This window comes from Gammaproteobacteria bacterium (assembly GCA_019911805.1).
Classification (GTDB): Bacteria; Pseudomonadota; Gammaproteobacteria; order Thiohalobacterales; family Thiohalobacteraceae; genus JAHJQQ01.
Genome location: JAIOJV010000034.1, coordinates 34,764 through 60,655 on the forward strand (window position 1 = coordinate 34,764; position 25,892 = coordinate 60,655).

Below are 25,892 nucleotides of genomic sequence, written 5' to 3' on the forward strand. Positions count from 1 at the left end.
GCCCTGCGCCGCCCGTGCCGCGGGCTTTTCATCTCATTGAGACATCGAGAAGTGTATGGCTGATCGCAGACTCCAGGTGTTTCATACCGTCGCCCGTCTTCTGAGTTTCACCAAGGCGGCAGAAGCCCTGCACATGACCCAGCCGGCGGTCACCTTTCAGGTGCGCCAGCTCGAAGAATACTTCAACACGCGTCTGTTCGACCGGACACACAACCGCATCAGTCTCACCGAGGCTGGGCGCCGGGTGTTCGAGTATGCCGACCGTATTTTCGAGCTCTATGCCGAGATGGAGAATGCCGTACGCGAGATGACCGGTGATATCAGTGGTGTGGTCATGATCGGGGCGAGCACGACCATCGCCGAATACATGTTGCCTGCACTGCTGGGCGACTTTCGGATGAAGTACCCCGAGGTCAATGTGCAACTCAAGGTATCCAACACCGACGGCATCGTCTCCATGGTGGAGAACAACATCATCGACCTCGGCGTGGTCGAGGCGCCGGTGTTGAACAAGAACCTGGTCGTCGATGTCTGTCGCATGGACCAGCTGGTCGCGATCGTGCCCACCAATCATCCGCTGGCCAAGCACAAAAAGGTCAAGATCGCGGAACTACTCAAGCACCCCTACATCTGCCGCGAGGAGGGCTCGGGTACACGCGAGGTCATCGCCGAATATCTCAATGCTTGCAACATCAACGCCAATGAACTCTCCATCTGCATGGAGCTCGGCAGTCCCGAGGCAGTGAAGGGCGCGGTGGAGGCCCGCATGGGCGTGTCTATCGCCTCGCGCGCGACCATCAACAAGGAGCTGCAACTGGGGACACTGGTGGCGCTGACGTTGGATCCGAATCTGGAACGGCCGTTTTCCTTCGTCCATCAGAAACAGAAGTTCCGCCACCGCGCCATGGATGAGCTGCTCGGGTTCGCCCAGAATTATTGCAAGACCCATCAGGCGGAGTGAGTGACGCGATGGCCCGACTGGACGATCAGCTGCTGACACTGTTCCACTCGCTAACCGCCGGGGACCAGGCAACGCTGCTGGCCTTTGCCGACTTTCTGCGCAGTCGCGCGGGTACGGACGCGGCACCCGTTGCACCCAGGGCACCGGCACCCGTCCCGGAACCCGAGGCCATCCCCCGCCCGGAGCAGGAATCGGTCGTCAAGGCGATCAAGCGGCTGTCACGGACCTATCCGATGCTCGATAAGAGCAAGATGCTCAACGAGACGTCGGCGCTGATGACCCAGCACGTCATCCAGGGCCGGGATGTCGTGGAGGTCATCGATGAACTCGAGGCGGTCTTCCGGCGTTTCTATGCGGAGCTGAAGGCGGGCCAGGGCCACTGAGCGCTATGGAAATCGTCCGCGACTGGTTCCGCCGTCACTTCAGCAATCCGCAGGTCGTCAGTCTGGCGCTGTTCCTGATCGCCGGTTTCGCCGTGGTCATCATGTTCGGCAACATGCTGGCGCCGGTGTTGGCCAGCGTGGTGATCGCCTACCTGCTCGAGGGCATCGTCGCACCGCTGGAGCGGCGCGGTGTACGGCGCGCGCTGGCGGTCGCCCTGGTGTTCGTAATCTTCCTGGCGGTGTTGCTGTTCACGCTGCTGGGGATCCTGCCGCGGCTCTCCTATCAGTTGACCCAGCTGATCCAGCAACTGCCCGACATGGTTTCCCGCGGTCACGCCGCGTTACTGCATCTGCCGGAGAGTTATCCAGGCTTCATCAGCGCGGAGCAGGTTGGACAGCTCATCACCGCGATCAGCAGTGAAGTCGGGCGCTTCGGGCAGCGCGCGCTGTCGCTGTCGGTGGCGTCGTTGGTGGGGCTGATCACCGCCCTGGTATACCTGATCCTGATGCCGCTGTTGGTGTTCTTTTTCCTCAAGGACAAGCAGCGCATCATCGACTGGATCACCCACTATCTGCCACGCGAGCGGGCCCTGTCGACGGCTGTCTGGCACGATGTCGACCGCCAGATCGGTAATTACGTACGTGGCAAGGTGTGGGAGATCGCTATCATCGGCGTAGTCACCTACATCACCTTCAGGCTGATGGGCCTGCAATACGCGGTGCTGCTCGGCACCCTCGTCGGCCTGTCGGTGATCATCCCGTATATCGGTGCCATGGTGGTAACCATTCCAGTGGCACTGATTGCCTATTTTCAGTGGGGCTGGGGCCCGGAGTTCGCCTGGCTCATGGCGGCCTATCTGGTCATTCAGATGCTCGACGGCAACGTGCTGGTGCCGGTACTGTTCTCGGAGGTGGTGAACCTGCACCCCATCGCCATCATCGTCGCGGTGCTGGTGTTCGGCGGGCTGTGGGGGTTCTGGGGTGTATTCTTCGCCATCCCGCTCGCCACCCTCGTCCAGGCCGTCCTCAAGGCCTGGCCGCGGTTGTTGGATGCGGAGGCAGTGTGAGTACTACTTTCACCGCAAAGGGCGCGAAGGCGCGCAAAGGAAATTCTGATAACAAAACCCGAAACCGCATTTGCCACGGAAACACACGGAAATACACGGAATGCAAAACCCAGTGCGTCCTCACCTTTCGTGTGTTTCCGTGTGTTTCCGTGGCTGAAATGGGTTTTTTTGGTGTATCGTTCGTTGACGATTTTCCTTTGCGCGCCTTCGCGTCCTTTGCGGTAGAAGGTCCGGTCTACAAATTGGTCGAGGCGAAATCGGCCAGCCGTGAGCGTTCGCCCTGGCGCAGGATGATGTGGCCGCTGTGTTCCCAATCCTTGAAGCGGTCGACCACGTAAGTCAGGCCGGAACTGGTCTCGGTAAGGTAGGGCGTGTCGATCTGGGCGATGTTGCCCAGGCAGACCACCTTGGTTTCGGGGCCGGCGCGGGTAATCAGGGTCTTCATCTGCTTCGAGGTCAGGTTCTGTGCCTCATCGAGAATGAGGTATTTGTTGAGCAGGGTGCGGCCACGCATGAAGTTCATCGAACGGATGCGGATGCGGCTGGCGAGCAGGTCGTTGGTTGCCGCGCGACCCCAGTCGCCGCCGTGGTCGGACTTGGTCAGCACCTCCAGGTTGTCCATCAGCGCGCCCATCCAGGGCGTCATCTTTTCCTCTTCCGTACCCGGCAGGAAGCCGATGTCCTCACCGACCGGGATGGTCGCGCGCGTCATGATGATCTCGGAATAGCGTTTGTCGTCGAGTACCTGCGCCAGGCCCGCCGCCAGCGTCAGCAGAGTCTTGCCGGTACCGGCCTGGCCGACCAGAGTGACAAAGTCGATCGTCGGGTCCATCAGCAGGTTCAGCGCGAAGTTCTGATCGACATTGCGGGCGTTGATCCCCCACACAGCATGACTGGCCTTGCGGTAATCGGTCGCAAGCTCCAACACTGCGCCATCACCCTCGCGACTGCGTACGAGCGCCTCCATCGAACGGCTGCCGCCCAGCGACAGGCATTGGTTCGGATGCCAACTGCCGACTTGCGGTCCCTGCACGCGATAGAAGACGTGGCCGTTCTCCTGCCAGGAATCCATGTCCGAGCCGTGCGTGTCCCAAAAATCCTCGCCGAGTTCGGCGCGACCCGGATAGAGCAGGTTGACGTCGTCGAGCACCTGATCGTTGTAATAGTCCTCCGCGTGTACACCCAGTAGCGCGGCCTTGATGCGCAGGTTGATATCCTTCGATACCAGCGTCACCGAGACGTCGGTGCGCTCTTTTTGCAGTGCCAGGGTGGTGCTGAGAATGCTGTTGTCTTTCTTGCTGCCGGGCATGCCGGACGGCAGGTCGGCGGCAAGGGTGCGTGTCTGGAGGTAGAGACTGCCGGCAGGCTGGCCGTTGGCAGGTGCGGCACGGTTGATCAGTGGCAGGCCGGCCTCGATGTCGCTGTGTGTTACCCGGCAGGTCAGCTCGTCGAGGAACCGGTTGACCTGGCGCACGTTACGCGCCACCTCGGTCATGCCGACCTTGGCGTTGTCCAGCTCTTCCAGCACCGCCATGGGCAGGAAGACGTCATGCTCGTGGAAGCGGAACAGGGCGGTGGGGTCGTGCATCAGGACGTTGGTGTCCAGCACGAACAGGCGTTTGCCGGCGAACTCTTTTCTGCTCAAGGTGACCTCGGGGTTGATTGTGCGAGCTGCAAAAGATCGATTGTCACCACGAAGGACACGAAGGGCACGAAGGAAGATCTTGATCGAATGCGCGGTCGCGGGTCCCCTCTCCCGTGAGGAGGAGAGGATTCATCTTCACGAAACCTCTGATTAACCCGTCATTGCGAGCGAAGCGCGGCAATGACGGTATGACGAATTAATCAGAGATTTCTTAATTACATTCGTTGGGGAGCTTCGTGCCCTTCGTGTCCCTCGCGGTAAAAGTTTCATCAAGAAAAATGGATCAGGTCTTGGCCAGGGCCTTCACCGCTGCGAGCACCTCATCGACGTGGCCGGGCACTTTCACCTTGCGCCATTCGGTACGCAGCACACCGGCAGCATCGATCAGGAAGGTGCTGCGTTCGATACCCATGACCTTCCTGCCGTACATGTTCTTCTCTTTGATGACATCGAACAGCCGGCAGACCCTTTCGTCCGTGTCCGACAGCAGGTCGAAGGGGAAATTCTGTTTCTCCTTGAACTTCTCGTGGGCGGTGAGGCCGTCGCGCGAGATGCCGAGAATCACTGTGTTCAGGCGTTTGAACTTGGCATGCTGGTCGCGGAAGCCCTGGCCCTCCAGCGTGCAGCCAGGTGTGTTGTCCCTGGGGTAGAAGTACAGCACGACATGGCTGCCCTTCAGGTCGGCCAGGCGGATCTCCTGGTCGCCGGTGGCCGGGAGGCAGAAGTCGGGGACCTTTTTACCAGGAATAATCTTGCTCATACAGCATCGGACGCACTGCGCGCGTCAGCCTTTGACCGGTTCGATAATGGCATCGAGATTGAACTGGTCACAGAAATCCATGAACTCGTCGCGCAGCGTGGCGATGTGCAGTCGCGCGGGGATGTCCACCCGCATGTGTACGGAGAACATCGGGGTGCCGGTATGCGGTGCGGAATAGCTGGTGGTGGTGAGGTCCTGGATATTAATCTGCCGCGTCGAGAAGAAATTGGCCAGGTTGTGCACGATGCCGGGGTTGTCCAGCGCCACGACATCCACGGCGTAGGGCAGCAGGTCGCGATGCTGCTCACGGTCGGCGGTGCGCCGCGAGATGATGTTCATCTCCAGCCGCTCGGCGATCGCCGGCAACTGGTCCTCCAGCTTGGCGACCGCGCTCCAATTGCCGCTGACCAGCAGGATCACGGCAAAGTCGCCGCCCAGGACGGTCATGCGACTGTCGGCGAGGCTGCAACCGCTGTCGAAGACCAGGCGCGACAGGTCGTTCACGATGCCGGGCCGGTCCTTGCCCAGGGCGGAGATGACGAGGTTGGTCTGTTTCGGGGTGCTCATGTCGGCTCGAAAGAACACGTGCAGGGACGTCGGCCGCGGGGACGCGGTGGCCGGGAGTGTATCACCTTTTCACAGAGTTGCACCGGGTCCCGGACGGCTGCCGGTTATTCCAGCGGGCTGTCCAGATCGACGTTGCGCAACTGCTCCGCCGCCTCCTCCGGGCTGAGGGTGCTGACGAACAACCCCGAGCCCAGCTCAAAGCCGGTCGGGATGCTGGTGCGTGGGCAGATCTCCAGGTGCCAGTGGTAGCTGGCGTCGCAATCGGCAAACTCCTCGCCGCGCGGCTTGGAGTGCAGGAAGAAATTGTACTGCGCCCCGCCGATGACCGCGTCCAGGCGCGCCATGGTGCGCCTGACCACCCGGGCAAGATCCTGCCGGTCAGTATCGCTGATGGCGAGAAAGTCACTCTGGTGCTGCAGGGGCAGGATGTGCACCTCCCATTCGTAGCGGCTGGCGAAGGGCTTGATCGCGATGAAGCGCTCGCCGCGCTCGACCACGTACTGGCCGACACTGATGCGTCTGCGGATCTGACCCGAGGTACGGTCGTAGATGGTGGCCTCGAAGGTCAGCGCCTCGTCGATCAGCGAGCAGAAGATGCACTGGTGATGTTTCTGATGGTACGCGCGGCTGTGGGTGACTTCGTTGTAGACGTTCTCCGGTACCACCGGCATGGCGATGATCTGGCTGTGGGTATGGGCGATGCTGGCGCCCGCCGCCGGTCCGAAATTCTTGAACACGAGTACATAACGCAGGCGCGCGTCGTTGGCGTACAGCTGGGCGACGCGCTCGCGATAAGCACCGAACAGCAGGAACAGGTGTGCCTCACTCATCTCGTGCAGGGCGATGCCGTGCTGGCGGTGGTCGATGATGACCTCGTGGCGCCCGTAGCCCTCGATGGCCTGCTGCAGGCCGAACACCAGGCTGCCGGAGGAGCGGTCGTCGCCCAGGACCGGGTAGAGGTTTTCGACAATGCGTGCCTCCCAGTTCTCGTCATCCGGGTAGGCGGCGATGGTCGGGGGGGTCATATGCTCATTACCGGTACAGAATGGGCAGGTATCCACGTGGCGGCGGGTGTCGCGCGGCGCCGGGTCCTCCGCCTTGCGTGGGCGCATGGAGCGGGCGGTGGCGACCAGCACGGATTCAGTGGGGACGATGGGGTTGATGCGGATTTCGCGGATGGCTTTGGGTTCGGCTGTGGACATGGCGCGGAGAGGCCTGTGACTAAAGGGATAGCGCGGATGCTACTGAAATCAGGGCCGAGGTTCTAGGTGCCAGGACCGAGGTGAGGAACGCAGGTTTCCCTCGGCCCTGGCACCTAGAACCTGGAACCTGATTTATGTAGTATGTGCGGGATTTTCCCGTCCCCGGAGAGGTTGCATGTTCCACGGCAGTATGGTCGCGCTGGTCACCCCCATGCGGGAGGACGGCGCGATCGACGACGACAGTCTTGCGGGGCTGGTGGAATTCCACATCAGTCAGGGAACCGATGCCCTCGTCGCCGTGGGGACCACCGGGGAATCCGCGACGCTCGACGAACACGAACACTGCGAACTTATCCGCCGTGTCGTCGAACTCACCGCCGGCCGCATCCCGGTCATCGCCGGCACCGGTGCGAACTCCACCACCGAGGCCATCAGCCTGACACGCTGCGCGCTCAAGGCCGGCGCGGATGCCTGCCTGCTGGTCACGCCGTATTACAACAAGCCGACCCAGGAAGGCCTGTATCTGCACCACAAGGCCATCGCCGAGGCCGTGCCCATCCCGCAGATTCTGTACAATGTACCCGGTCGTACTGCCTGCGACATGCTGCCCGTGACGGTCGAGCGCCTGGCGGACATCTCCAACATCGTGGGCATCAAGGAGGCGACGGGTAATCCGGAGCGTGCCCGCGAGATCCTCGCGCGTTGCGGTGATCGGCTGGACTTGTACAGCGGCGATGATGCCATCGCGCTGGAGGTCATGCTGCTGGGTGGCAAGGGTGTCATCTCCGTGACCGCCAACGTCGCGCCGCGGGCGATGCACGAGATGTGCGTCGCGGCGCTGGCCGGCGATGCGGCGCAAGCGCGGGCCATCGACGCCACGCTGCAGGCCTTGCACCGCGACCTGTTCGTTGAGGCCAACCCGATCCCGGTGAAGTGGGCGCTGACCGACATGGGGCTGATACCGCGGGGTATACGGCTGCCTTTGACACCGCTGTCGCCGCAGCACCACGCCACGGTCCGCGCCGCGCTCCGCCAGGCCGGCGTGCTGTGAACCAAACAATTTCGTACGTGTCCACACGGATTGCCATGCCCATGACCCGTTCCACTGCTGCCCGAGTGCTTACCGTACTGCTGATTGCCGCCTCGCTGGCCGGTTGCAGCACCTGGAAGAAAGTGGTCGGCGAAAAGGCCGACTACAAGCAGAGCCGGGTCGAGCCACCGCTGGAGATTCCGCCCGACCTCAGCAGTTCCACCATCGAAGAGGGCCTGGTCGTACCGGAGGGTGGCACCACGACCCTGTCTGAATATGCCGCCGATCAGGGCCCCGGCGGGGGTGGCGTGCGCCGCAGCGGTGTGCTGGTGCAGCCCGAGAACATGCACATCGAGCGCAGTGACGACAAACGCTGGCTGGTAGTCAATGCACCACCCGAAGCGGTATGGCCGAAGGTGCGCGACTTCTGGTTGCAGGCCGGTTTCATCCTGACCGTGGATGACCCGGCCGTCGGTATCCTGGAGACCGACTGGGCCGAGAATCGCGCCGATATCCCTCAGGATTTCATCCGCCGTACCATCGGCCGGGCGCTGAATTATCTCTATTCCGCGGCCACCCGCGATCGCTTCCGCGTGCGCCTCGAACGTACCGCCACGGGCGGGACCGAGGTCTTCATCGCCCACCGCGGTATGGAGGAGGTATTGCAGGGTGGTGCCGAATCCAGCGAAGGCACCATCTGGAAACCACGGCCCTCCGATCCCGAGTTGGAGGCCGAGATGCTGCGCCGCATGATGGTGTTCATGGGCGTCGCCGACGACAAGGCGGCGGCCCAGATCGCCCAGCCGGCGCCGGAGCGCGCGCCGCGCTCACAGCTGCTCGTCGAAGCCACCGGTGCGACCGCACTCCGCGTGAACGAGGGCTTCTCGCGTGCCTGGCGCGAGGTCGGTCTGGCGCTGGACCGTGTCGGCTTCACCGTCGAGGACCGCGACCGCAGCGGCGGCCTGTATTTCGTGCGCTACAATGACCCGCTCAAGGAGGACAGGAAGCGCGGCTTCCTGTCCAAATTGAAGTTCTGGGGCGATGACGAACCCGCGGATGCCGAGCAATACCGCATCCTGCTGAGTGCCGAGGGTGACCGGACCCTGGTGACGGTACAGAACAGCAAGGGTGAGCGCGACAACTCACCCACCGCCAAACGCATTCTCACGCTGGTGCATGAGCAGATGCAATGAATGCAGGGGCTAGTCGGGATTCGGGATTCGGGATTCGGGATTCGGGATTCGGGGGTTGAGCTGATCGCGGCAGGAATGCCGCTCCTACGGGGGCTGGGTGTAAGATTCAGCATTTGGGATTCAGGGTATTGACACCCGAACCGGGGCAGTCACACTCCTTCCCGAATCCCGACTAGCCCCTGCCTCTCCCCGCCAGTATCATTGGCGCCTCCCAGCGACTGTCACCGAACCGAGACGGAACCATGCTGCATATCCCCGGCGGTCCCGCCCTTTCCAGTTTTCGTACCGAAAAGCTGCTGGCCCGCGCCCGGGAGGTCGTCCCGGAGCTGGAGGTCATCCACACTGAATACTGGCATTTCGTCGATCTGGAGCGGCAGCTCGAGGCGGCCGACCGGGCCATCCTGGAGCGCCTGCTCGACGACGGCATCGCCAGTCCGCCGCCGCCGGCGCACGCGCAGCTGTTTCTCGTCGTGCCGCGCCTCGGCACCATCTCCCCCTGGGCGAGCAAGGCCACCGACATCGCGCACAACTGCGGGCTGGACCGTATCCGCCGCATCGAACGCGGTATCGCCTATCGTCTGCGGCTGACAGACGGGCGCGCCGTCACCGAGCACGAACGCGCCCGGTTGCTGCCGCTGCTCCACGACCGCATGACCGAGACGGTGCTGACCGGCGCCGACGAGGCCGTCGCACTGTTCCGCACGGCGGCCCCCGCGCCGCTGACCACGGTGGATATCGTCGACGGCGGCCACACCGCGCTGGTGGAGGCAAACCGGGCGCTGGGCCTGGCGCTGTCGGACGACGAGATCGACTATCTGGTCGAGAGTTTCACCGGCCTGCAGCGCAATCCCACCGACGTCGAGCTGATGATGTTCGCGCAGGCCAATTCCGAACACTGCCGCCACAAGATCTTCAACGCCGACTGGGTCATCGACGGCCAGCCGCAGGACATGTCGCTGTTCGACATGATCCGCGAGACTCACCGCGCCAACCCCGCGGGCGTGCTGTCCGCTTACAAGGACAACGCCGCCGTGATGCAGGGTCCCGCGGCGCGACGCTTCTTCCCCGACGCGCAGGGCGTGTACGCCGAGCACGCCGAGGCCGTACACATCCTGATCAAGGTCGAGACCCACAATCACCCGACGGCGATCTCGCCGTTTCCCGGTGCGGCCACCGGTTCCGGCGGCGAGATCCGCGACGAGGGCGCGACCGGGCGCGGCAGCAAGCCCAAGGCCGGCCTGTGTGGTTTCTCGGTATCGAATCTGCGTATCCCCGGCTTCGAGCAGCCCTGGGAGACCGATTTCGGCCGACCTGCGCGCATCGTCTCGGCGCTGGACATCATGATCGAGGGTCCGCTGGGCGCGGCCGCGTTCAATAATGAGTTCGGCCGGCCGAATCTGTGCGGCTATTTCCGTACCTTCGAGGAGCGCGTGCCCGGTCCGACCGGCGACGAGATCCGCGGCTACCATAAGCCGATCATGATCGCCGGCGGCTACGGCAACATCCGCGACGGGCACGTCGAGAAGGACGACATCCCGCCCGGCGCGCAGCTTATCGTGCTCGGCGGTCCCGCCATGCTCATCGGTCTGGGCGGCGGTGCCGCCTCCAGCATGGCTACCGGCTCGAGCGCCGAGGACCTGGATTTCGCCTCGGTGCAGCGCGGCAACCCGGAGATGCAGCGCCGCGCCCAGGAGGTCATCGACCGCTGCTGGGCCATGGGGGCGGACAATCCCATCATCTCCATCCACGACGTCGGCGCCGGCGGTCTGTCCAATGCGCTGCCGGAGTTGGTCAACGACAGCGGCCGCGGCGCATGCCTCGAACTGCGCGCGGTGCCCAACGACGATCCCGGCATGTCGCCCATGCAGATCTGGTGCAACGAATCGCAGGAGCGCTACGTGCTCGCGGTCGCTCCCGAACGCATCGAGCAGTTCCAGGCGCTCTGTGAGCGTGAGCGCTGCCCCTTCGCGGTGGTCGGCGAGGCGACCGAGGACCGGCAGCTGATGGTCGGCGACGGCCATTTCGAGAACCTGCCGGTCGACCTGCCCCTGGCGCTGCTGCTCGGCAAACCACCGAAGATGCTGCGCGACGTGCATCACCGCACCTTCACCAAGCCGGACTTCGATACCCGCGCCGTCGGTGTGCGCGAGGCCGCCTACCGTGTGCTGCGCCTGCCGGCGGTGGCCAACAAGACATTCCTCGTCAGCATCGGCGACCGCAGCGTGACCGGCACGGTGACGCGCGATCAGATGGTCGGTCCCTGGCAGATACCGGTGGCCGATGCCGCGGTGACCAGCACCGATTACCACGGCTATACCGGCGAAGCCATGGCGATGGGCGAGCGTACGCCCATCGCGCTGATCGATGCCGCCGCCTCCGGGCGCATGGCCGTGGGTGAGGCGATCACCAACATCGTCTGCGCCGATGTCGAGCACATCGGGGACATCCGCCTGTCGGCCAACTGGATGGCGCCGGCCGGCCACCCGGGCGAGGACGCCAACCTGTTCGACACCGTGCGCGCCGTCGGCCGGGAGCTGTGTCCCGCGCTCGGCATCGCCATCCCCGTCGGTAAGGATTCGCTGTCGATGAAGACGGTGTGGCAGGAGCAGGGCAAGGCGCGCGAGGTCACCGCGCCGCTGTCGCTGATCGTCACCGCCTTCGCGCCGGTCGCCGACGTGCGCCGTACGCGCACGCCACAGCTGCGCGTCGATCTCGGCGATACCGACCTGATCCTCATCGATCTGGGCAAGGGCCGCAACCGCATCGCCGGCTCGGCGCTGGCGCAGGTCCACAAACAGGTTGGCCATCACGCGCCGGATCTCGACGACCCGCAGGCCGTGAAGGCCTTCTTCGCCGCCATCCGCGAACTGTTGCGCGAAGACCTGGTCATCGCCTATCACGACCGCTCCGACGGCGGGCTGTTCGCGACACTGTGCGAGATGGCCTTCGCCGGCCACACCGGCATCGACATCCAGCTCGACGGGCTCGGCGATGATCCGGTCGCAGCGCTGTTCACCGAGGAACTCGGCGCGGTGATCCAGGTGCTGCATTGCGATACCGAGACGGCGCTGGCGATCCTGCGCGAGCACGGCCTCGCACGCCACAGCCACGTGATCGGCACCCACGAAGACGACGACCGCATCCGCATCGGCCACGACGGCCGCATCCTCCTCGATGAGGCATGCGTCGACCTGCAGCGCGCCTGGAGCGAGACGAGCTACCGCATGCAGGCATTGCGCGACAACCCGCAGTGTGCCCAGCAGGAGTTCGATCTGCTGCTGGACCGGCAGGATCCAGGCATCCAGGTCAAACTGAATTTCGACCTGGACGACGACATCGCCGCACATTTCATCAACCAGAGGGTCAACCGCGGCGCCAGACCGCGCATCGCCATCCTGCGCGAACAGGGGGTCAACGGTCAGATCGAGATGGCCGCGGCCTTTACCCGTGCCGGCTTCGAATGCGTCGATGTGCACATGAGCGACCTCCTCGGTGGGCGCGTGTCGCTGGCCGATTTCAAGGGCTTCGCCGCCTGCGGCGGTTTCTCCTACGGCGACGTGCTCGGTGCCGGCCAGGGCTGGGCCAAGTCGATCCTGTTCAACGCCCAGGCGCGGGACGCGTTCGCCGCGTTCTTCGCCCGCCCCGACAGCTTCGGTCTGGGGGTGTGCAACGGCTGCCAGATGATGTCGGGCCTGAAGGAACTGATTCCGGGTGCCGAACACTGGCCGCGCTTCCGGCGCAATCTGTCGGAACAGTTCGAGGCCCGCTTCTCGCTGGTGGAGATCCTGCCCACACCGTCGTTATTTTTTACCGGCATGCACGGCTCGCGCCTGCCCATCACCGTGTCCCACGGCGAGGGCCGTGCCGAGTTCTCCACGCCCGATGGCGCCGACCAGGCCCTGGCCGCGCGCCTGGTCACGGCACGCTTCCTGGATCACTACGGCCGCCCCGCCGAGGTCTACCCGCTGAATCCCAACGGCTCGCCCGGGGGTATCACGGGCCTCACCACCGCCGATGGCCGCTTCACCGTCATGATGCCCCACCCCGAACGCGTGTTCCGCGCCGTGCAACACTCCTGGCGCCCCGACGACTGGCTGGAGGACGGCCCCTGGCTGCGCATGTTCCGCAATGCGCGGGTGTGGGTGGGGTAGGGCCGGAGTTGGCCACGGAAGCACACGGAAAAATGCGGAAGGAATGCGACAGGCAGAGCTCCCCTATGGATATTGCCTGATGGCATGACAGCGCCTGCAGGAGCGGCCTTTCCCCGCGGACAGCCCCGATTGCCGCTTCGCGACCTGAGGCCGCCCCTACGGGTGTCACCCGGATGGGTAAGGCTCGATAGTGACTCGCGGTTCAATGACCGGACGTTTTGCATCGAACTTCTTTCCGTATTTTTCCGTGTGCTTCCGCGGCAAAAAATGCCTTTCCGGAACCTTGGGCCGCGGCGTGAGTCTCAAGAGAATCCACGCCGCGAGGGATGCCCGCATGGTCCTGATCCGTACCCCGTCCACTGTCCGACCCTCGGAAATCACCCCGGAATCCATCTACCGTGGGCGCCGTCGTTTCCTGCAGGCGGGGCTGGCGCTGTCCGGCGCCGCGCTGCTCGGTGTGCCGCCGCCGGTCGGCGCTCGCACCGTGGCCTTCAAGGGGCTGGTGCGCAGCGCCTACAGCACCGACGAGACACTGACGGAGTACAAGGACGTCACCACCTACAACAATTTCTATGAGTTCGGCACCGGCAAAGGCGACCCGGCCAAGAATGCCCACACCCTGAAGGCCGCACCCTGGGCGGTGGCCGTCGAGGGCGAGTGCGGCCGTCCAGGCACCTACACGCTCGAAGATATCCTCAAGCCACATCCGTTCGAGGAGCGCATCTACCGCTTGCGCTGCGTCGAGGGCTGGTCGATGGTGATCCCCTGGGTGGGTTTTCCGCTGGCCGACTTCATCCGCCGTTTCGAACCGACCGGTAATGCCAAGTACGTCGAGTTCCAGACGCTGCACGACCCCGAGCAGATGCCGGGTCAGCGCCGCGCGGTACTCGAGTGGCCCTATGTCGAGGGTCTGCGCATGGACGAGGCACTGCATCCGCTGGCCATCCTCGCTGTGGGCCTGTACGGCGACGTGCTGCCCAACCAGAACGGTGCCCCCATCCGGCTGGTGGTGCCCTGGAAGTACGGTTTCAAGAGCATCAAATCGATCGTCAAGATACGCTTCGTCGAGCAACAGCCGGTATCGACGTGGATGCGCGCCGGCCCGGACGAATACGGCTTCTATTCGAACGTGAACCCCGCCGTCGACCACCCGCGCTGGAGCCAGCGCACCGAGCGCCGCATCGGCGAATTCCTCAAGCGGAAGACGCTCCTGTTCAACGGGTACGCCGACCAGGTCGCGTCGTTGTATACGGGGATGGATCTGCGGAAGAACTTTTGACTGTTGATGTTTACCACGAAGGACACCAAGGACACGAAGTAAATAAATCTGAATGCAACAAACTATCTGCCACGTTTGCATAATGGACGAACGGCGCAATGCATTGCCTGAATCCAAATGTCCTTCGTGTCCTTTGTGGTTACAACTGATTTCCCATGAAACCCTGGCTCAAACCGGCTGCTTTCGTCCTCTGCCTGCTGCCGCTGGCGTGGCTGGGATTCGCGTTGCTCACCGATCGGCTGGGGGCAAATCCGATCGAGGCACTGACACGTGATACGGGGGAATGGACGCTGCGGCTGCTGTTGATCACGCTGTGCATGACGCCGCTGCGCCGCTTCATGGGCTGGCGCTGGCCGCTGCGCCTCCGCCGCATGCTCGGGCTGTTCGCATTCTTCTATGCCTGCGTGCATTTGAGTACATATGTCTGGCTCGACCAGTTCTTCGCCTGGGGTGACATCTGGCGCGACATCGTCAAACGGCCGTTCATCACGGTCGGTATGCTGGCCTTCGTGCTATTGGTGCCGCTGGCCGCCACCTCGAATCGCTTCATGCTCAAGCGTCTCGGCCGGAACTGGGTCAGGCTGCACCGGCTGGCCTATGTCATCCCGGCGCTGGGGGTGGTGCATTTCTGGTGGCTGGTAAAGGCCGACGTGCGTACACCCCTGATCTATGCGCTGCTGTTTCTGCTGCTCATGCTGCTGCGCTGGCGGCCGCTGCTCCGACGCCTCGCGCCGGCGTGAGCTCAAAGACCGCTGCGGACACCATGGACAAAAACTTTATGGCACGTACTTAAACCATTCTTGGCCACGGAAGCACACGGAACAACACGGAAAAATTTAATATATAAACCCGAAATCGTTACCCGCAATTTGGTTCCCGGGCTTTACACAATGAGCTTTTTTCCATGTCTTTCCGTGTGCTTCCGTGGCTAAAATCGGTTTTAGGCTTTGCTCCTCACGCCTCACTCCGCACCGTGGCGCGGGATTCCGGTGCGTCAGGCTGCGCCTCGACGCACCCTACCGGGCGTTTTGCCATAAGCATTTTTTCCGTGTTGTTCCGTGTGCTTCCGTGGCCATACTTTGTTTTTGTCTGTAGCCCCTGTGGCTTCCGCAGCGGTCTTTCCCTTCAGCCGCGCTCGCCCAGGGCCAGGCGTCCTGCGCGATCGCGCGCGAACTGCCAGGCGATGCGGCCGCTGCGTGAGCCGCGGGCCAGGGCGAAGCGCAACGCCTCCGCACGGATTTCCTCCCGATCGCCGCTGTCGGCCTTGAGGCGCTTGAGCCAGTGAAAGGCGATCTCCAGGTATTCGTCCTGGGTGAACGGGTAAAACGAGAGCCACAGGCCGAAGCGCTCTGACAGGGAGATGCGCTCCTCGACGCCCTCACTGTGATGGATCTCAGTACCGACCAGACGCGCCTGCTGGTTGTCTTCCATGCGTTCGGGCAGCAGGTGGCGACGGTTGGAGGTCGCGTAGATCAGTACGTTTTCGGGTGCCGCGGCGATGGAGCCGTCGAGCATCGCCTTGAGGGTCTTATAGCGGGTGTCATCGGCCTCGAAGGACAGGTCGTCGCAGTAAATGATGAAGCGCCAGGGCTGCGCCGGCAGCTGTGCGACGATATCGGGCAGTGCGGCCAGATCGGTGCGGTCGACCTCGATCAGCCGCAGTCCCTGCCGGGCATGGTCGTTGAGCAGCGCCTTGATGAGCGAGGATTTGCCGGTGCCGCGCGAGCCCCACAGCAAGGCATTGTTGGCCGGCGCACCGGCCAGGAACTGGCGAGTGTTGCGGTCGAGTTCGCGCTTTTGCTCATCGACGCAGCGAATGTCGGCAAGGCGGAGTTTATGCGGGTGCGTGACCGCCTCGAGATGGCCGCGTTGCCCGTCATGCCGCCAGCGCGCCGCGCGCGTCTGCACCCAGTCGATGGCCTGTGGTACCGGCGGCAGCAGCGCCTCGGCGCGCTGCAGCAGCGCATCGAAGCGGGTCAGGATATCGTCGAGGTCAGCCATGGGTATCCAGGATATTTTTACCGCAAAGGACGCGAAGGCGCGCGAAGGAATTTCTGAAATGAATTCAAAAACCACATTGGCCACGGAAGCACACGGAAATACACGGAATGCAAAACCTGCTGTATCCCCACTTTCCGTGTGTTTCCGTGGCTGAAATAAGTTTTAGGTTTAATGCTCGTTAATGATTTTCCTTTGCGCGCCTTCGCGTCCTTTGCGGTTAAATTTTACTTGCTTGAATGAACAGGCTGACGCATGTAGAGGATTCTGACACTGAACAATGTCTCCATAAAAGCACTTCTACCGCAAAGGACGCGAAGGCGCACGAAGGGAACCCACAACGAATGTTGGGCGCTGAGTCCTTTCTCTTTTGGCGGGGGAGGGCAAATTAGTGGTTTTACATTTTTAGATTTCCTTTGCGCGCCTTCGCGTCCTTTGCGGTAAAAATGGCTTTCCCGATTACGCCGTCAGGCGTTTGTATTTGATCCGGTGCGGCTGGTCGGCCTCGGCGCCGAGGCGGCGCTTGCGGTCGGCCTCGTAGTCGGCGTAGTTGCCCTCGAACCATTCCACGTGGCTGTCGCCCTCGAAGGCGAGGATATGGGTGGCCAGGCGGTCGAGGAACCAGCGGTCGTGCGAGGTCACCAGCACGCAGCCGGGGAATTCCAGCAGCGCGTCTTCCAGGGCGCGCAGGGTCTCCACGTCCAGGTCATTGGTCGGTTCGTCGAGCAACAGCACGTTGCCGCCGCTCTTCAAGAGCTTGGCCAGGTGCAGGCGGTTGCGCTCGCCGCCGGACAGGTCGCCGACGCGCTTCTGCTGGTCCGAGCCCGAGAAGTTGAAGCGCGACACGTAGCCGCGCGAGGGCGTCTCGTAGCGGCCGACGGTGATGATGTCCTGGCCGTCGGAGATCTCCTCCCACACGGTCTTGTTGCCGTCCAGCGCATCGCGGCTCTGGTCGACATAGGCGAGCTGCACGGTGTCGCCCAGGCGCAGTTCGCCGCTGTCCGGCCGGTCCTGCCCCATCAGCATGCGGAACAGGGTGGTCTTGCCGGCGCCGTTGGGGCCGATGATGCCGACGATGGCCCCGCGCGGGACGTTGAACGACAGATCGTCGATGAGCACCCGCTCGCCGAAGCCCTTCTTCAGGTTGTTTGCCTCGATGACCAGCTCGCCCAGGCGCGGGCCCGGCGGGATGTAGATCTCGCGGGTCTCGTTGCGCGCCTGGTATTCCTGCGACTGCAGCTCCTCGAAGCGGGCCAGGCGCGCCTTGCTCTTGGCCTGGCGACCCTTGGGATTGGCACGTACCCACTCCAGCTCTTCCTTGATGGCGCGCTCGCGCGCGGCCTCAGCCTTCTGTTCCTGTGCCAGGCGCCGGCCCTTCTGCTCCAGCCAGCTCGAATAGTTACCTTCGAACGGGATGCCGCGGCCGCGGTCGAGCTCGAGGATCCAGCCGGCGACGTTGTCGAGGAAGTAGCGGTCGTGGGTCACGGCGACCACGGTACCCGGGAACTCATGGAGAAAGCGCTCCAGCCAGGCGACCGATTCGGCATCGAGGTGGTTGGTCGGTTCGTCGAGCAACAGCATGTCCGGCGCCGACAGCAGCAGCTTGCACAACGCCACGCGGCGCTTTTCACCGCCGGACAGTTTGTTGACGTCGGCATCCCACGGTGGCAGGCGCAGCGCCTCGGCGGCGACCTCGAGGGTGCGCTCCAGGTTGTGCGCGTCGGCGGCCTGGATGATGTTCTCGAGCTTCGCCTGTTCGGTGGCCAGGGCGTCGAAATCGGCATCGGGCTCGGCGTAGGCCGCATAGACCTCGTCCAGGCGCTGTTGCGCGGCCTTGATCTCGCCCAGGCCCTCCTCGACGTTGCCACGCACGTCCTTGTCGGGATCGAGCTGCGGCTCCTGCGGCAGGTAGCCGATCTTGATGCCCGGTTGTGCGCGTGCCTCGCCCTCGATCTCGGTATCGATGCCGGCCATGATGCGCAGCAGGGTCGATTTGCCCGAGCCGTTCAGGCCCAACACGCCGATCTTGGCGCCGGGGAAGAACGACAGCGAGATGTCCTGCAGGATCCAACGCTTGGGCGGGACGATTTTGCCCACGCGATTCATGGTATATACGTATTGAGCCATAGCGATAGTGGTGATAGTCCATGTTCGGCGATGCGGAGGACGGCATTATCGGCGAATCCCGCAGGAGTTGCCACGCGCCGCCCGCGCGGGGGCCGGCGTGAGTCCGCCGCCGGGGAATTTCCGGCGCCTGATCGGGACCCGGCCCCTGGCGGGGCTCGTCAGCCTGACGCTGCTGCCCGTCCTGTTCGCCCTCGATCGCCAACTGCCAGCGGGTGTGGCGGCGGGCATTGCCTACGTCCTGCCGGTGCTGTTGACCCTGTGGGCACCGCGCCGCCTCACCCTGGCGGTGGCGGGCACCGCCTCTGTGCTGGTGCTTGCCGATCCGTTGCTGGCCTCGGCGGGCGCGGTGGACTGGATGGTCGTGTGCAACCGGGTGTTGGCGCTGCTGATGGTCTGGGTGACCGTCACTTTCGTGCTGCTGCGCCGCCGTGCGGAGGCGGCCGTGGCGGCGGCGAACGCGGCGCTGGAGCGCAAGGTGGAGGTGCGCACCACCCATCTGGACGAGGCCAACCGGCGCCTGCAGCGCGAGGCGATGGAACGCCTGCAGATCGAGGCGGCGCTGCGGGACAGCACCGAGCGCTTTCGCGCCATGGTCGAGACCACCAGCGACTGGGTCTGGGAGCTCGATGCGCAGGGCGTTTATACCTATGCCAGCCCCAAGGTGCAGGAGTTTCTCGGCTACCCACCGGAGGCGGTACTGGGCCGCACGCCGCTCGACTTCATGCCGGCGGAGGAGGCCGAGCGGGTCGGGGCGTTGTTTCAGTCGATCCTCGCCGGACACATGCCGTTCCATTGCCTGGAAAACGTCAACTGCCACCGTGACGGTCATCGGGTAGTGCTGGAGACCAGCGGCGTGCCGGTGTTCGACACCAACGGCGTGTTTCGCGGCTATCGCGGCATCGACCGGGATGTCAGCGAGCGTGAGGCCGTCGCGCGCAGGCTGCGGGAGAGTGAACAGCACCTGCGCCAGATCGTCGATCTGGTGCCGCACTCCATCTTCGTCAAGGACGATCAGGGCCGCTTCCTGCTTGCCAATCGTGCCGTTGCCGAGATCTACGGCACCTCGGTCGACGACATTCTTGGCCGCGATCACGGGGAGCTGCACGGTGAGCCGCAGGAAGTCGAGTGGATGCTGGCTGACGATCGCGCTGTGATCGAGTCGGGTGAGGGCAAGGTCATCCCCGAGGAGGTCTGCACCGGGGCCGACGGCCGGACCCGTATCCTGCGCACCGTCAAGATCCCCCATCATGTGCCGGGCAAGCGCCGCCGCACGGTACTCGGCGTAGCCATCGACATCACCGCCGAAAAGGAAACCGAGCAGCGCCTGCGGGCCTCGGAGCAGAAATACCGTGCCCTGTTGGAGAACGCCGTCGACGCCATCGTCCTGGCGGGGCCCGACGGCCGGTTGATGGACGCCAACCACCGCGCCGAACAGTTGCTGGGCTACAGCCGCGAGGAGTTGCGCGGCATGCACGCCCGTGACCTGCACCCGCCCGAGGAACATGCGCGGGTGGCTGAGGTCTTCGCGACCCTGCGCCGCTCCGGCAGCACGCTGCAGCTGCACCCCGTGCGGCGCAAGGGCGGCAGCATCATCCAGGTCGAAGTGGCCGCCAGCCGCATCGAGACCGGTGGCCAGATCCTCCTCCAGGGCATCTTCCGCGACGTGTCGACCCGCGAACGCCGCGCCGCGAAACGCCTGGCCGAGGAGCAGCAACTGCGCGACACCCTGGTGCGCGAGGTGCACCACCGCATCAAGAACAATCTGCAGGGGGTGGTCGGTCTGCTGCGTTCGCATGCGGCCGTCGATCCACGGCTGGACGACGCCATCCTGGGGGCCATCGGCCAGGTGCAGTCGATCTCCCTGGTCCATGGGCTGCACGGTGAGGGCAATGACCCGCAGGTCCGCCTGTGCGACATGGTGTGTGCCATTGCGCGCAATGTCGGCACCCTGACCCGTACGCACATCGAACCGCTGCTGGAACCTGCGGCGCTGCGGACGGTAGCGATCGATCCGGAGGAGGCGGTGTCGGTCGCGTTGGTCGTCAACGAACTCATCCTCAACGCGGTCAAGCATTCCGCCGAGAATCCGCAGGTGTCGGTGCGGGTCGCCCGGACGGGTGCTGGCGCCGAGATCACGGTGACCAACACCGGCACGCTGGTGCCGGGGTTCGATCTCGCCGCCGGTCGGGGCACGGGGACGGGCCTGGGGTTGGTGCGTTCGCTGCTGCCGCGCAGCGGTGCCGGGCTGCAGGTGGGGCCGGTGGGTGGAGCCGTTGTGGCCCGGCTCGTCCTGACAGCGCCCGTGGTGATCACCCCGGTTGGGCCTTGACTCGACAGGTTGCACGGGATTCCCGGCTGGGCTATAAACGCATCATATGTAGGACATATGGCCGACGGAGCCGCAGACCCGCTCCTGGCCCCACAGATCGCTACCCCCTGAGTAGTGTCTCCGACCGCTCTTTCGAATCCCGCCAGTGACGGCAGGTCCAACGTACCGGGCCCCAGGCCCGGCCGATAGCCTTGCGGCCGGCATGGCCGGCACGGGTCGACGACCCGTTCGAACCCAATGATGACGAAGACTAAAAAAATCAAGAGAACTCCGCTATGCCCACTGCAACGCTGTTGATCGCCGACGACGACCGACTGGTACTCGCGACCCTCGCGGACGGTCTGCGCCGGGCCGGTTACACCGTGCTCGAGGCCGCCAGCGGCGACGAGGCCGTCGCCATCGCCTGTGAGCAGTCGCCCGACCTGGCGATCCTGGACATGCGCATGCCGGGGCGCAGCGGTGTGGAGGTCGCCGTGTGGCTGCGCGAACACACCGATACGCCATTCATCTTTCTGTCGGCCTATGGGGACACCGCCGTGGTCGAGGCGGCGGTGCGTGCCGGAGCACTCGGCTATCTGGTGAAGCCGCTGGACGTGCAGCAGATCCTGCCGTCCATCGAGGCCGCGCTGATGCGTGGCCGTGAACTCAACGCCCTGCTGGAAGAGGAGGCGCAGCTCTCCGCCGCGCTGCGCCTGGGCCGGCAGACCAGCCTGGCCGTGGGCATCCTGATGGCGCGCTATCAGTTGACTGAGCAGGTGGCCTTCAACCGGTTGCGTGCCCAGGCGCGCGCCGAGCGGCGCAAGGTCAGCGACCTCGCCGCCGAGCTGATCCAGGTACTCGAGGCCACGGCGGAGACGTCTGCCAGCGACCGCTCGGCACGGTCCTGACCGGTGCCCACCGAAGATCCGCTTCAGAAAATGCCGCGTACAGCGATAACCAGCAATACGGGGCCCGGATAGATCGACCCGGGTACCCGGAGCCACGAGCCCGCTCCCAGAGATGTTGCCCTGCTGTTCACCGGCCTGCGGCCGGCGTAGGGGCATCTCGAATCAACCGACCCTGCCCTTGCACCGCTGCCGTCGCACCTTGCCGGCGCGGCGCTGTGCAGGTCCGAATGGGACGCGAGGCGCAGGCGCTCAATGATCTCGATCGAAGAGCTGATGAATTCCGTGGTCACCGAGCTCGGCCTCGACGAGGCCGAGCTCGGTGCACGTCGTGCCTTCCTGGAGTTCGGGCCGGCGGACGAGCGTGCCCTGCGCGCCCTGCACCCGCACCTGCACATGGCGCGCCAGCGCTTCATCGAGGTCTTCTATGACCACCTGCTGCGTTTCCCCGAACTCCGCGAACTGCTGTCCACGCCGGAACTGCGGGCACGGCTGCGGCATAAACAGATGGATTATTTCGAGCAGCTCACCAGTGGTGAGTACGGCTGGGAGTACATCAGCGACCGGCTGCGGGTCGGTCTGACCCATCAGCGGATCGGTCTGGGACCACAATGGTACCTGGGCGCCTACTGCAAGTATCTCGCCGAGTTGCTGCCGGAGGTGTGGGAGACATCCACGCTGAAACCGGAGGCGCGCCGCGCGGGGATACGCGCCCTGCTCAAGATCGTGTTCTTCGACATGGGGTTGGCGCTGGAGGCCTATTTCCACACCGACCGGCGTTCCATCGTCGCCCTCAAGCAGTATGCCGAGAATGTCATCTGCAGCGTTCCGGCCGGCCTGCTGGTACTGTCACCCGAACTCGAGGTGTTGTCCGCCAACCGCTTCGTCGATCGGCTGTTCGGTGTCGGCCACGACGCGCTGGTCGGTCGTCGGCTCATGGATCTGTTCGACGACGACGTGCTTATCCAGCGGACCCGTGAGGTGCTGGTCACCGGGCGTACGCTGCGCCATATGGGTGTGTGTTCGCCCACGGACGGGCCGGAGTGCTGGTTCGAGGCCACCCTGGCACCACTGGCGACCGGCCTCGACGCACATCTGCATCCTGCCCTCGGCAACCTCAGCCGCGCCGCGTTGCTGATGGTGCTGGAGGACGTGACCGAACAGGAAAGGCTGCGCAGTGCGCGGCGACGCTCCGAGGCGCAGATCCAGGCCCTGCTGGACAACGTCGGCGATGGTATCGTCACCTTCGATCGGCATGGCATCATCGAATCCTTCAACCGTCGGGCGGTGCAGATCTTCGGCTATTCTGCCAATGAGGTGCTGGGCAGGCCGGTGTCGACACTCACCAAGGAATGGAGACACTGCACCCCCGACGGCCGCTGTGCGCAGGCACGCGGATGTGGCGAGGTGCCCGAGTTCATGTCGGGCAGCTGTGAGGGGACCGGCCGCCACAAGGACGGCAGTGTGTTTCCCATGGAATGGTCCATCAGCAGCGCGGAGCTGGACAGCGAGGTATTGTTGATTGCGGTGGTGCGTGACATCAGCGCCCGCAAGGCCGCTGAGGTGGCGCTGGCCAAGCTGGCCAGCGCCCTCGATCAGACCGCGGACAGCGTCATCATCACCGATCGTGCCGGCCGCATTGAATACGTCAATCCGGCCTTCGTGCAGACCACGGGGTTTTCCCGTGACGAAGTGGTCGGGCAGATGTCCAGTGTAGTCAAGTCCGGTCGGCACGACGCCGATTTCTACACACGGATGTGGGACACGATCGCCCGCGGCGAGGTATTCCGCGATATCTTCATCAATCACCGCAGGAACGGCGATATTTATTATGAGGAGAAAACCATCTCGCCGGTGCGCGATCCTCTCAGCGGCGAGATCACCCATTACGTCTCGACCGGCAAGGACATCAGCGAGCGCATGCAGACGCAGCAGCGCCTGGATCACCTGGCCCACCACGACCCACTCACCGACCTGCCCAATCGACTGCTGTTGTCGAACCGGCTGACGCGGGCCATGGCACGGGCGGCGCGCCATGGCCGGCAACTCGCGGTCCTGTTCCTGGATCTGGACCGGTTCAAGCAGATCAACGACACGCTGGGTCACGGCGCCGGTGACCGCCTGTTGCGTGCCGTCGCCAGCCGGCTCGAGAAGTGCCTGCGTCAGGGCGATACCGTGGCGCGTATGGGAGGTGATGAATTTGCGATCCTCCTTGAAGACATCGCACGCAACGACGATGTCCTGCCCATCCTTGATAAGATCATGGCCGCCATGCACAACCCGGTCGGGCTCGAGGGCTATGAATTCTTCCTCAGCTTCAGTATCGGCATCAGCCTGTATCCCCAGGACGGCGAGCACGCCGACATCCTCTTACGTAATGCCGATACGGCCATGTACCGGGCCAAGGCTGACGGACGCAGTGGCTTCTGCTTCTATACCGCCGATATGAATGCGCATGCCATGGAGCGGCTGGACCTGGAGAGCAAACTGCGTCGGGCCCTGGAGCGCGACGAGTTCGTGCTGCACTATCAGCCGCAACTCGATCTGCGGAGCGGGCGGGTGACGGGCGTCGAGGCACTGCTGCGTTGGGATCATCCGGAGCGGGGCATGGTGCCGCCCGCGGATTTCATCCCGACGTTGGAGGATACCGGCATGATCGTCCAGGTAGGGCGCTGGGTCCTGGGCGAGGCCTGCCGTCAGGCGCAGGCCTGGCGAGAGGCCGGGCTGCCGGACCTCGCGATCGCGGTCAATATATCGACCCACCAGTTCCGTCGCGACGACCTGCCGGCGGCCGTGGCCGAGGCGCTCGCCACGCACGGCATGCCGCCAGGCGGGCTGGAGCTGGAGATCACCGAGAGTGCACTGATGGACGATGTCGGCCGGGCGGAACAGAGCATCCAGCGTATCAAGCAGCAGGACGTGCGTATGGCGATCGACGACTTCGGTACCGGTTATTCGTCGTTGGCCTACCTCAAGCGCTTCGCCATCGACAGCCTGAAGATCGACCGCGCCTTCATCCGGGATATCTGCAGCGATACCGATGACGCCGCCATTGTGTCCGCCATCATTGCCATGGCGCAGCAGCTGCACCTGAAGGCGATCGCCGAAGGTGTGGAGACTGCGGAGCAGCTGGAGTTCCTGCGCGATCGCGGTTGTGCCGAGATGCAGGGCTTCCTGCTCAGCCCGCCGATGCCGGGTGACCGTCTGGGTGCGTGGCTCGCGGGGCGCGTCACCGCCTGATTTTCTTACGGGTCGTCTGGCCCGCATTTTGCCTTTCATACTGCCACTATCAGCATCCGTGCGGCCGGGGACCAACCGGCGATTCACGGCGACCGGTAGAAAACCTCAGCAGCGTGCTAAGTGTTTACGGCCACCGGACGCTAATGATGATCACGGAACAGGGCTGCAGCAGCGGCCCGTGTCGATCCGCCGACATGTCCCTGATGGGAATTCGGCGGCGACAGTCCCGGAAGGCCCCATCCCCGCCTTTCCACACTCACTGCATTACTTGACTGAGACGCCCTGACGGCCGTCGGCCCCCTGTCGTGCCGACACCTGCCGCAGCTGCGTCGCAGCGGGAGGCAAGATCGTGGCGGAAGGCACATCCACTGCACGTAAACGCGGTACCCGCAGCCGGGTGGTTCACCTGCCGGCGCAGCTCGGTATCGCATCTGTCGCGGAACTGAAGACCGTTCTGACCGACGCCCTGGCGGGCGGCCGGCCGGTGACCCTCGATGCAAGGGCCGTCGAACAGATCGATGGTGCCGGGTTGCAGCTGCTCGTGGTTTTCCATAGCGCGATGCAGACCGCCGGCCAGCCCCTGACCTGGAGACGTCTGCCATCGGCCCTGAGCGAGGCCGCGGCCCTGCTCGGCGTGCGCGAGACGCTGGGTCTGGACGGCTGATACCGTTTTTACCGCTGATGATCGCATAAAGAAGGATTCACCCATGGCAACGATACTGGCAGTCGACGATTCCACCTCCATGCGCCAGATGGTCAGCTTCACGCTCAAAGGTGCCGGCTACGACGTGGTCGAGGCGACCGACGGCGAACAGGCGCTGCAGATGGCCCGTACCAAGCAGGTCAATCTGGTGCTGACCGACGTGAACATGCCGAAGATGGATGGCATTACGCTCATCAAGAACCTGCGCACCCTGCCCAGCTACAAGTTCACCCCCATGCTCATGCTCACCACCGAATCCGCAGCGGATAAGAAGCAGGAGGGCAAGGCCGCCGGGGCTACCGGCTGGATCGTCAAACCGTTCAATCCCGAACAGCTGCTCGCCACCATCAAGAAGGTGCTCGGCTGATGTCCG

Annotated in this window: 19 protein-coding genes; 13 read left to right on the forward strand and 6 right to left on the reverse strand. The window is 64.1% G+C overall.

Going from position 1 to position 25,892, the window contains the following annotated elements; all coding sequences use genetic code 11:
- The first annotated feature begins 55 nt into the window (after nucleotides 1-55).
- The 3 genes from K8I04_03075 to K8I04_03085 are packed head-to-tail and all read left to right on the forward strand — an operon-like array spanning nucleotide 56 to nucleotide 2,411.
- Nucleotides 56-961: a LysR family transcriptional regulator gene (locus K8I04_03075; protein ID MBZ0070704.1), complete on the forward strand. Its 906-nt coding sequence runs from the start codon at nucleotides 56-58 to the stop codon at nucleotides 959-961.
- A gap of 8 nt (nucleotides 962-969) precedes the next feature.
- Entirely contained in the window at nucleotides 970-1,344 is a 375-nt protein-coding gene (locus tag K8I04_03080; protein ID MBZ0070705.1) for a Crp/Fnr family transcriptional regulator, read from the forward strand.
- A gap of 5 nt (nucleotides 1,345-1,349) precedes the next feature.
- A complete protein-coding gene (locus K8I04_03085; protein MBZ0070706.1) occupies nucleotides 1,350-2,411 on the forward strand; it encodes an AI-2E family transporter in 1,062 nt (353 codons plus the stop codon).
- 235 nt (nucleotides 2,412-2,646) lie between these two features.
- Here the strand turns inward: K8I04_03085 and K8I04_03090 are convergent, their stop codons facing one another.
- The 4 genes from K8I04_03090 to K8I04_03105 all read right to left on the reverse strand — a co-directional run bounded on the left by K8I04_03090 (nucleotide 2,647) and on the right by K8I04_03105 (nucleotide 6,585).
- Nucleotides 2,647-4,056 carry a PhoH family protein gene (locus K8I04_03090; GenBank protein MBZ0070707.1) on the reverse strand — a complete coding sequence of 470 codons (1,410 nt, stop codon included), beginning with the start codon at nucleotides 4,054-4,056 and terminating at the stop codon, nucleotides 2,647-2,649.
- 283 nt (nucleotides 4,057-4,339) lie between these two features.
- Nucleotides 4,340-4,816 (reverse strand): peroxiredoxin, encoded by a 477-nt coding sequence (locus K8I04_03095; GenBank protein ID MBZ0070708.1) that lies wholly within the window; start codon nucleotides 4,814-4,816, stop codon nucleotides 4,340-4,342.
- Nucleotides 4,817-4,840: 24 nt separating this feature from the next.
- On the reverse strand, nucleotides 4,841-5,383 hold the full coding sequence (locus K8I04_03100; protein MBZ0070709.1) for a glycine cleavage system protein R: 543 nt from the start codon (nucleotides 5,381-5,383) through the stop codon (nucleotides 4,841-4,843).
- 104 nt (nucleotides 5,384-5,487) lie between these two features.
- On the reverse strand, nucleotides 5,488-6,585 hold the full coding sequence (locus K8I04_03105; protein ID MBZ0070710.1) for a DUF4931 domain-containing protein: 1,098 nt from the start codon (nucleotides 6,583-6,585) through the stop codon (nucleotides 5,488-5,490).
- Between the two features lie 175 nt (nucleotides 6,586-6,760).
- Between K8I04_03105 and dapA the strand changes: the two genes are divergently transcribed.
- The 5 genes from dapA (at nucleotide 6,761) to K8I04_03130 (ending at nucleotide 14,978) form a co-directional block, all read left to right on the forward strand.
- Nucleotides 6,761-7,636: a 4-hydroxy-tetrahydrodipicolinate synthase gene (gene dapA / locus K8I04_03110; GenBank protein MBZ0070711.1), complete on the forward strand. Its 876-nt coding sequence runs from the start codon at nucleotides 6,761-6,763 to the stop codon at nucleotides 7,634-7,636.
- 35 nt (nucleotides 7,637-7,671) lie between these two features.
- Nucleotides 7,672-8,808, forward strand: a complete 1,137-nt coding sequence (gene bamC, locus K8I04_03115) for an outer membrane protein assembly factor BamC (protein ID MBZ0070712.1) — start codon at nucleotides 7,672-7,674, stop codon at nucleotides 8,806-8,808.
- Between the two features lie 242 nt (nucleotides 8,809-9,050).
- Complete coding sequence (gene purL / locus K8I04_03120) at nucleotides 9,051-12,959, forward strand: phosphoribosylformylglycinamidine synthase (GenBank protein ID MBZ0070713.1); 3,909 nt, start codon at nucleotides 9,051-9,053, stop codon at nucleotides 12,957-12,959.
- 334 nt (nucleotides 12,960-13,293) lie between these two features.
- Nucleotides 13,294-14,238 (forward strand): protein-methionine-sulfoxide reductase catalytic subunit MsrP, encoded by a 945-nt coding sequence (gene msrP / locus K8I04_03125; GenBank protein ID MBZ0070714.1) that lies wholly within the window; start codon nucleotides 13,294-13,296, stop codon nucleotides 14,236-14,238.
- A 155-nt stretch (nucleotides 14,239-14,393) separates the two neighbouring features.
- Nucleotides 14,394-14,978, forward strand: a complete 585-nt coding sequence (locus tag K8I04_03130; protein MBZ0070715.1) for a sulfoxide reductase heme-binding subunit YedZ — start codon at nucleotides 14,394-14,396, stop codon at nucleotides 14,976-14,978.
- Between the two features lie 385 nt (nucleotides 14,979-15,363).
- On the opposite strand, the gene K8I04_03135 is transcribed toward K8I04_03130, so the two are convergent.
- Both K8I04_03135 and ettA read right to left on the reverse strand, forming a co-directional pair.
- Nucleotides 15,364-16,239: an ATP-binding protein gene (locus tag K8I04_03135; GenBank protein MBZ0070716.1), complete on the reverse strand. Its 876-nt coding sequence runs from the start codon at nucleotides 16,237-16,239 to the stop codon at nucleotides 15,364-15,366.
- Nucleotides 16,240-16,695: 456 nt separating this feature from the next.
- Nucleotides 16,696-18,363: an energy-dependent translational throttle protein EttA gene (gene ettA, locus K8I04_03140; GenBank protein ID MBZ0070717.1), complete on the reverse strand. Its 1,668-nt coding sequence runs from the start codon at nucleotides 18,361-18,363 to the stop codon at nucleotides 16,696-16,698.
- Nucleotides 18,364-18,460: 97 nt separating this feature from the next.
- Between ettA and K8I04_03145 the strand changes: the two genes are divergently transcribed.
- From K8I04_03145 to K8I04_03165, 5 genes are all read left to right on the forward strand, one after another.
- The gene (locus K8I04_03145; GenBank protein MBZ0070718.1) at nucleotides 18,461-20,692 is read left to right on the forward strand and encodes a PAS domain S-box protein; all 2,232 of its coding nucleotides are present in this window, start codon (nucleotides 18,461-18,463) and stop codon (nucleotides 20,690-20,692) included.
- 275 nt (nucleotides 20,693-20,967) lie between these two features.
- Nucleotides 20,968-21,579 (forward strand): response regulator, encoded by a 612-nt coding sequence (locus K8I04_03150; GenBank protein ID MBZ0070719.1) that lies wholly within the window; start codon nucleotides 20,968-20,970, stop codon nucleotides 21,577-21,579.
- A 252-nt stretch (nucleotides 21,580-21,831) separates the two neighbouring features.
- Nucleotides 21,832-24,816 carry an EAL domain-containing protein gene (locus tag K8I04_03155; protein MBZ0070720.1) on the forward strand — a complete coding sequence of 995 codons (2,985 nt, stop codon included), beginning with the start codon at nucleotides 21,832-21,834 and terminating at the stop codon, nucleotides 24,814-24,816.
- Nucleotides 24,817-25,165: 349 nt separating this feature from the next.
- Complete coding sequence (locus K8I04_03160; protein ID MBZ0070721.1) at nucleotides 25,166-25,480, forward strand: STAS domain-containing protein; 315 nt, start codon at nucleotides 25,166-25,168, stop codon at nucleotides 25,478-25,480.
- Nucleotides 25,481-25,523: 43 nt separating this feature from the next.
- Nucleotides 25,524-25,886 (forward strand): response regulator, encoded by a 363-nt coding sequence (locus tag K8I04_03165; GenBank protein ID MBZ0070722.1) that lies wholly within the window; start codon nucleotides 25,524-25,526, stop codon nucleotides 25,884-25,886.
- Nucleotides 25,887-25,892: the final 6 nt, after the last annotated feature.

Coding starts and splice junctions, on each gene's coding strand:
- K8I04_03075 (MBZ0070704.1), top strand. CDS start 56: ATGGCTGATCGCAGACTCCAGGTGTTTCATACCGTCGCCCGTCTTCTG.
- K8I04_03080 (MBZ0070705.1), top strand. CDS start 970: ATGGCCCGACTGGACGATCAGCTGCTGACACTGTTCCACTCGCTAACC.
- K8I04_03085 (MBZ0070706.1), top strand. CDS start 1,350: ATGGAAATCGTCCGCGACTGGTTCCGCCGTCACTTCAGCAATCCGCAG.
- K8I04_03095 (MBZ0070708.1), bottom strand. CDS start 4,816: ATGAGCAAGATTATTCCTGGTAAAAAGGTCCCCGACTTCTGCCTCCCG.
- K8I04_03100 (MBZ0070709.1), bottom strand. CDS start 5,383: ATGAGCACCCCGAAACAGACCAACCTCGTCATCTCCGCCCTGGGCAAG.
- K8I04_03105 (MBZ0070710.1), bottom strand. CDS start 6,585: ATGTCCACAGCCGAACCCAAAGCCATCCGCGAAATCCGCATCAACCCC.
- dapA (MBZ0070711.1), top strand. CDS start 6,761: ATGTTCCACGGCAGTATGGTCGCGCTGGTCACCCCCATGCGGGAGGAC.
- bamC (MBZ0070712.1), top strand. CDS start 7,672: ATGCCCATGACCCGTTCCACTGCTGCCCGAGTGCTTACCGTACTGCTG.
- purL (MBZ0070713.1), top strand. CDS start 9,051: ATGCTGCATATCCCCGGCGGTCCCGCCCTTTCCAGTTTTCGTACCGAA.
- msrP (MBZ0070714.1), top strand. CDS start 13,294: ATGGTCCTGATCCGTACCCCGTCCACTGTCCGACCCTCGGAAATCACC.
- K8I04_03130 (MBZ0070715.1), top strand. CDS start 14,394: ATGAAACCCTGGCTCAAACCGGCTGCTTTCGTCCTCTGCCTGCTGCCG.
- K8I04_03135 (MBZ0070716.1), bottom strand. CDS start 16,239: ATGGCTGACCTCGACGATATCCTGACCCGCTTCGATGCGCTGCTGCAG.
- ettA (MBZ0070717.1), bottom strand. CDS start 18,363: ATGGCTCAATACGTATATACCATGAATCGCGTGGGCAAAATCGTCCCG.
- K8I04_03150 (MBZ0070719.1), top strand. CDS start 20,968: ATGCCCACTGCAACGCTGTTGATCGCCGACGACGACCGACTGGTACTC.
- K8I04_03155 (MBZ0070720.1), top strand. CDS start 21,832: ATGATCTCGATCGAAGAGCTGATGAATTCCGTGGTCACCGAGCTCGGC.
- K8I04_03165 (MBZ0070722.1), top strand. CDS start 25,524: ATGGCAACGATACTGGCAGTCGACGATTCCACCTCCATGCGCCAGATG.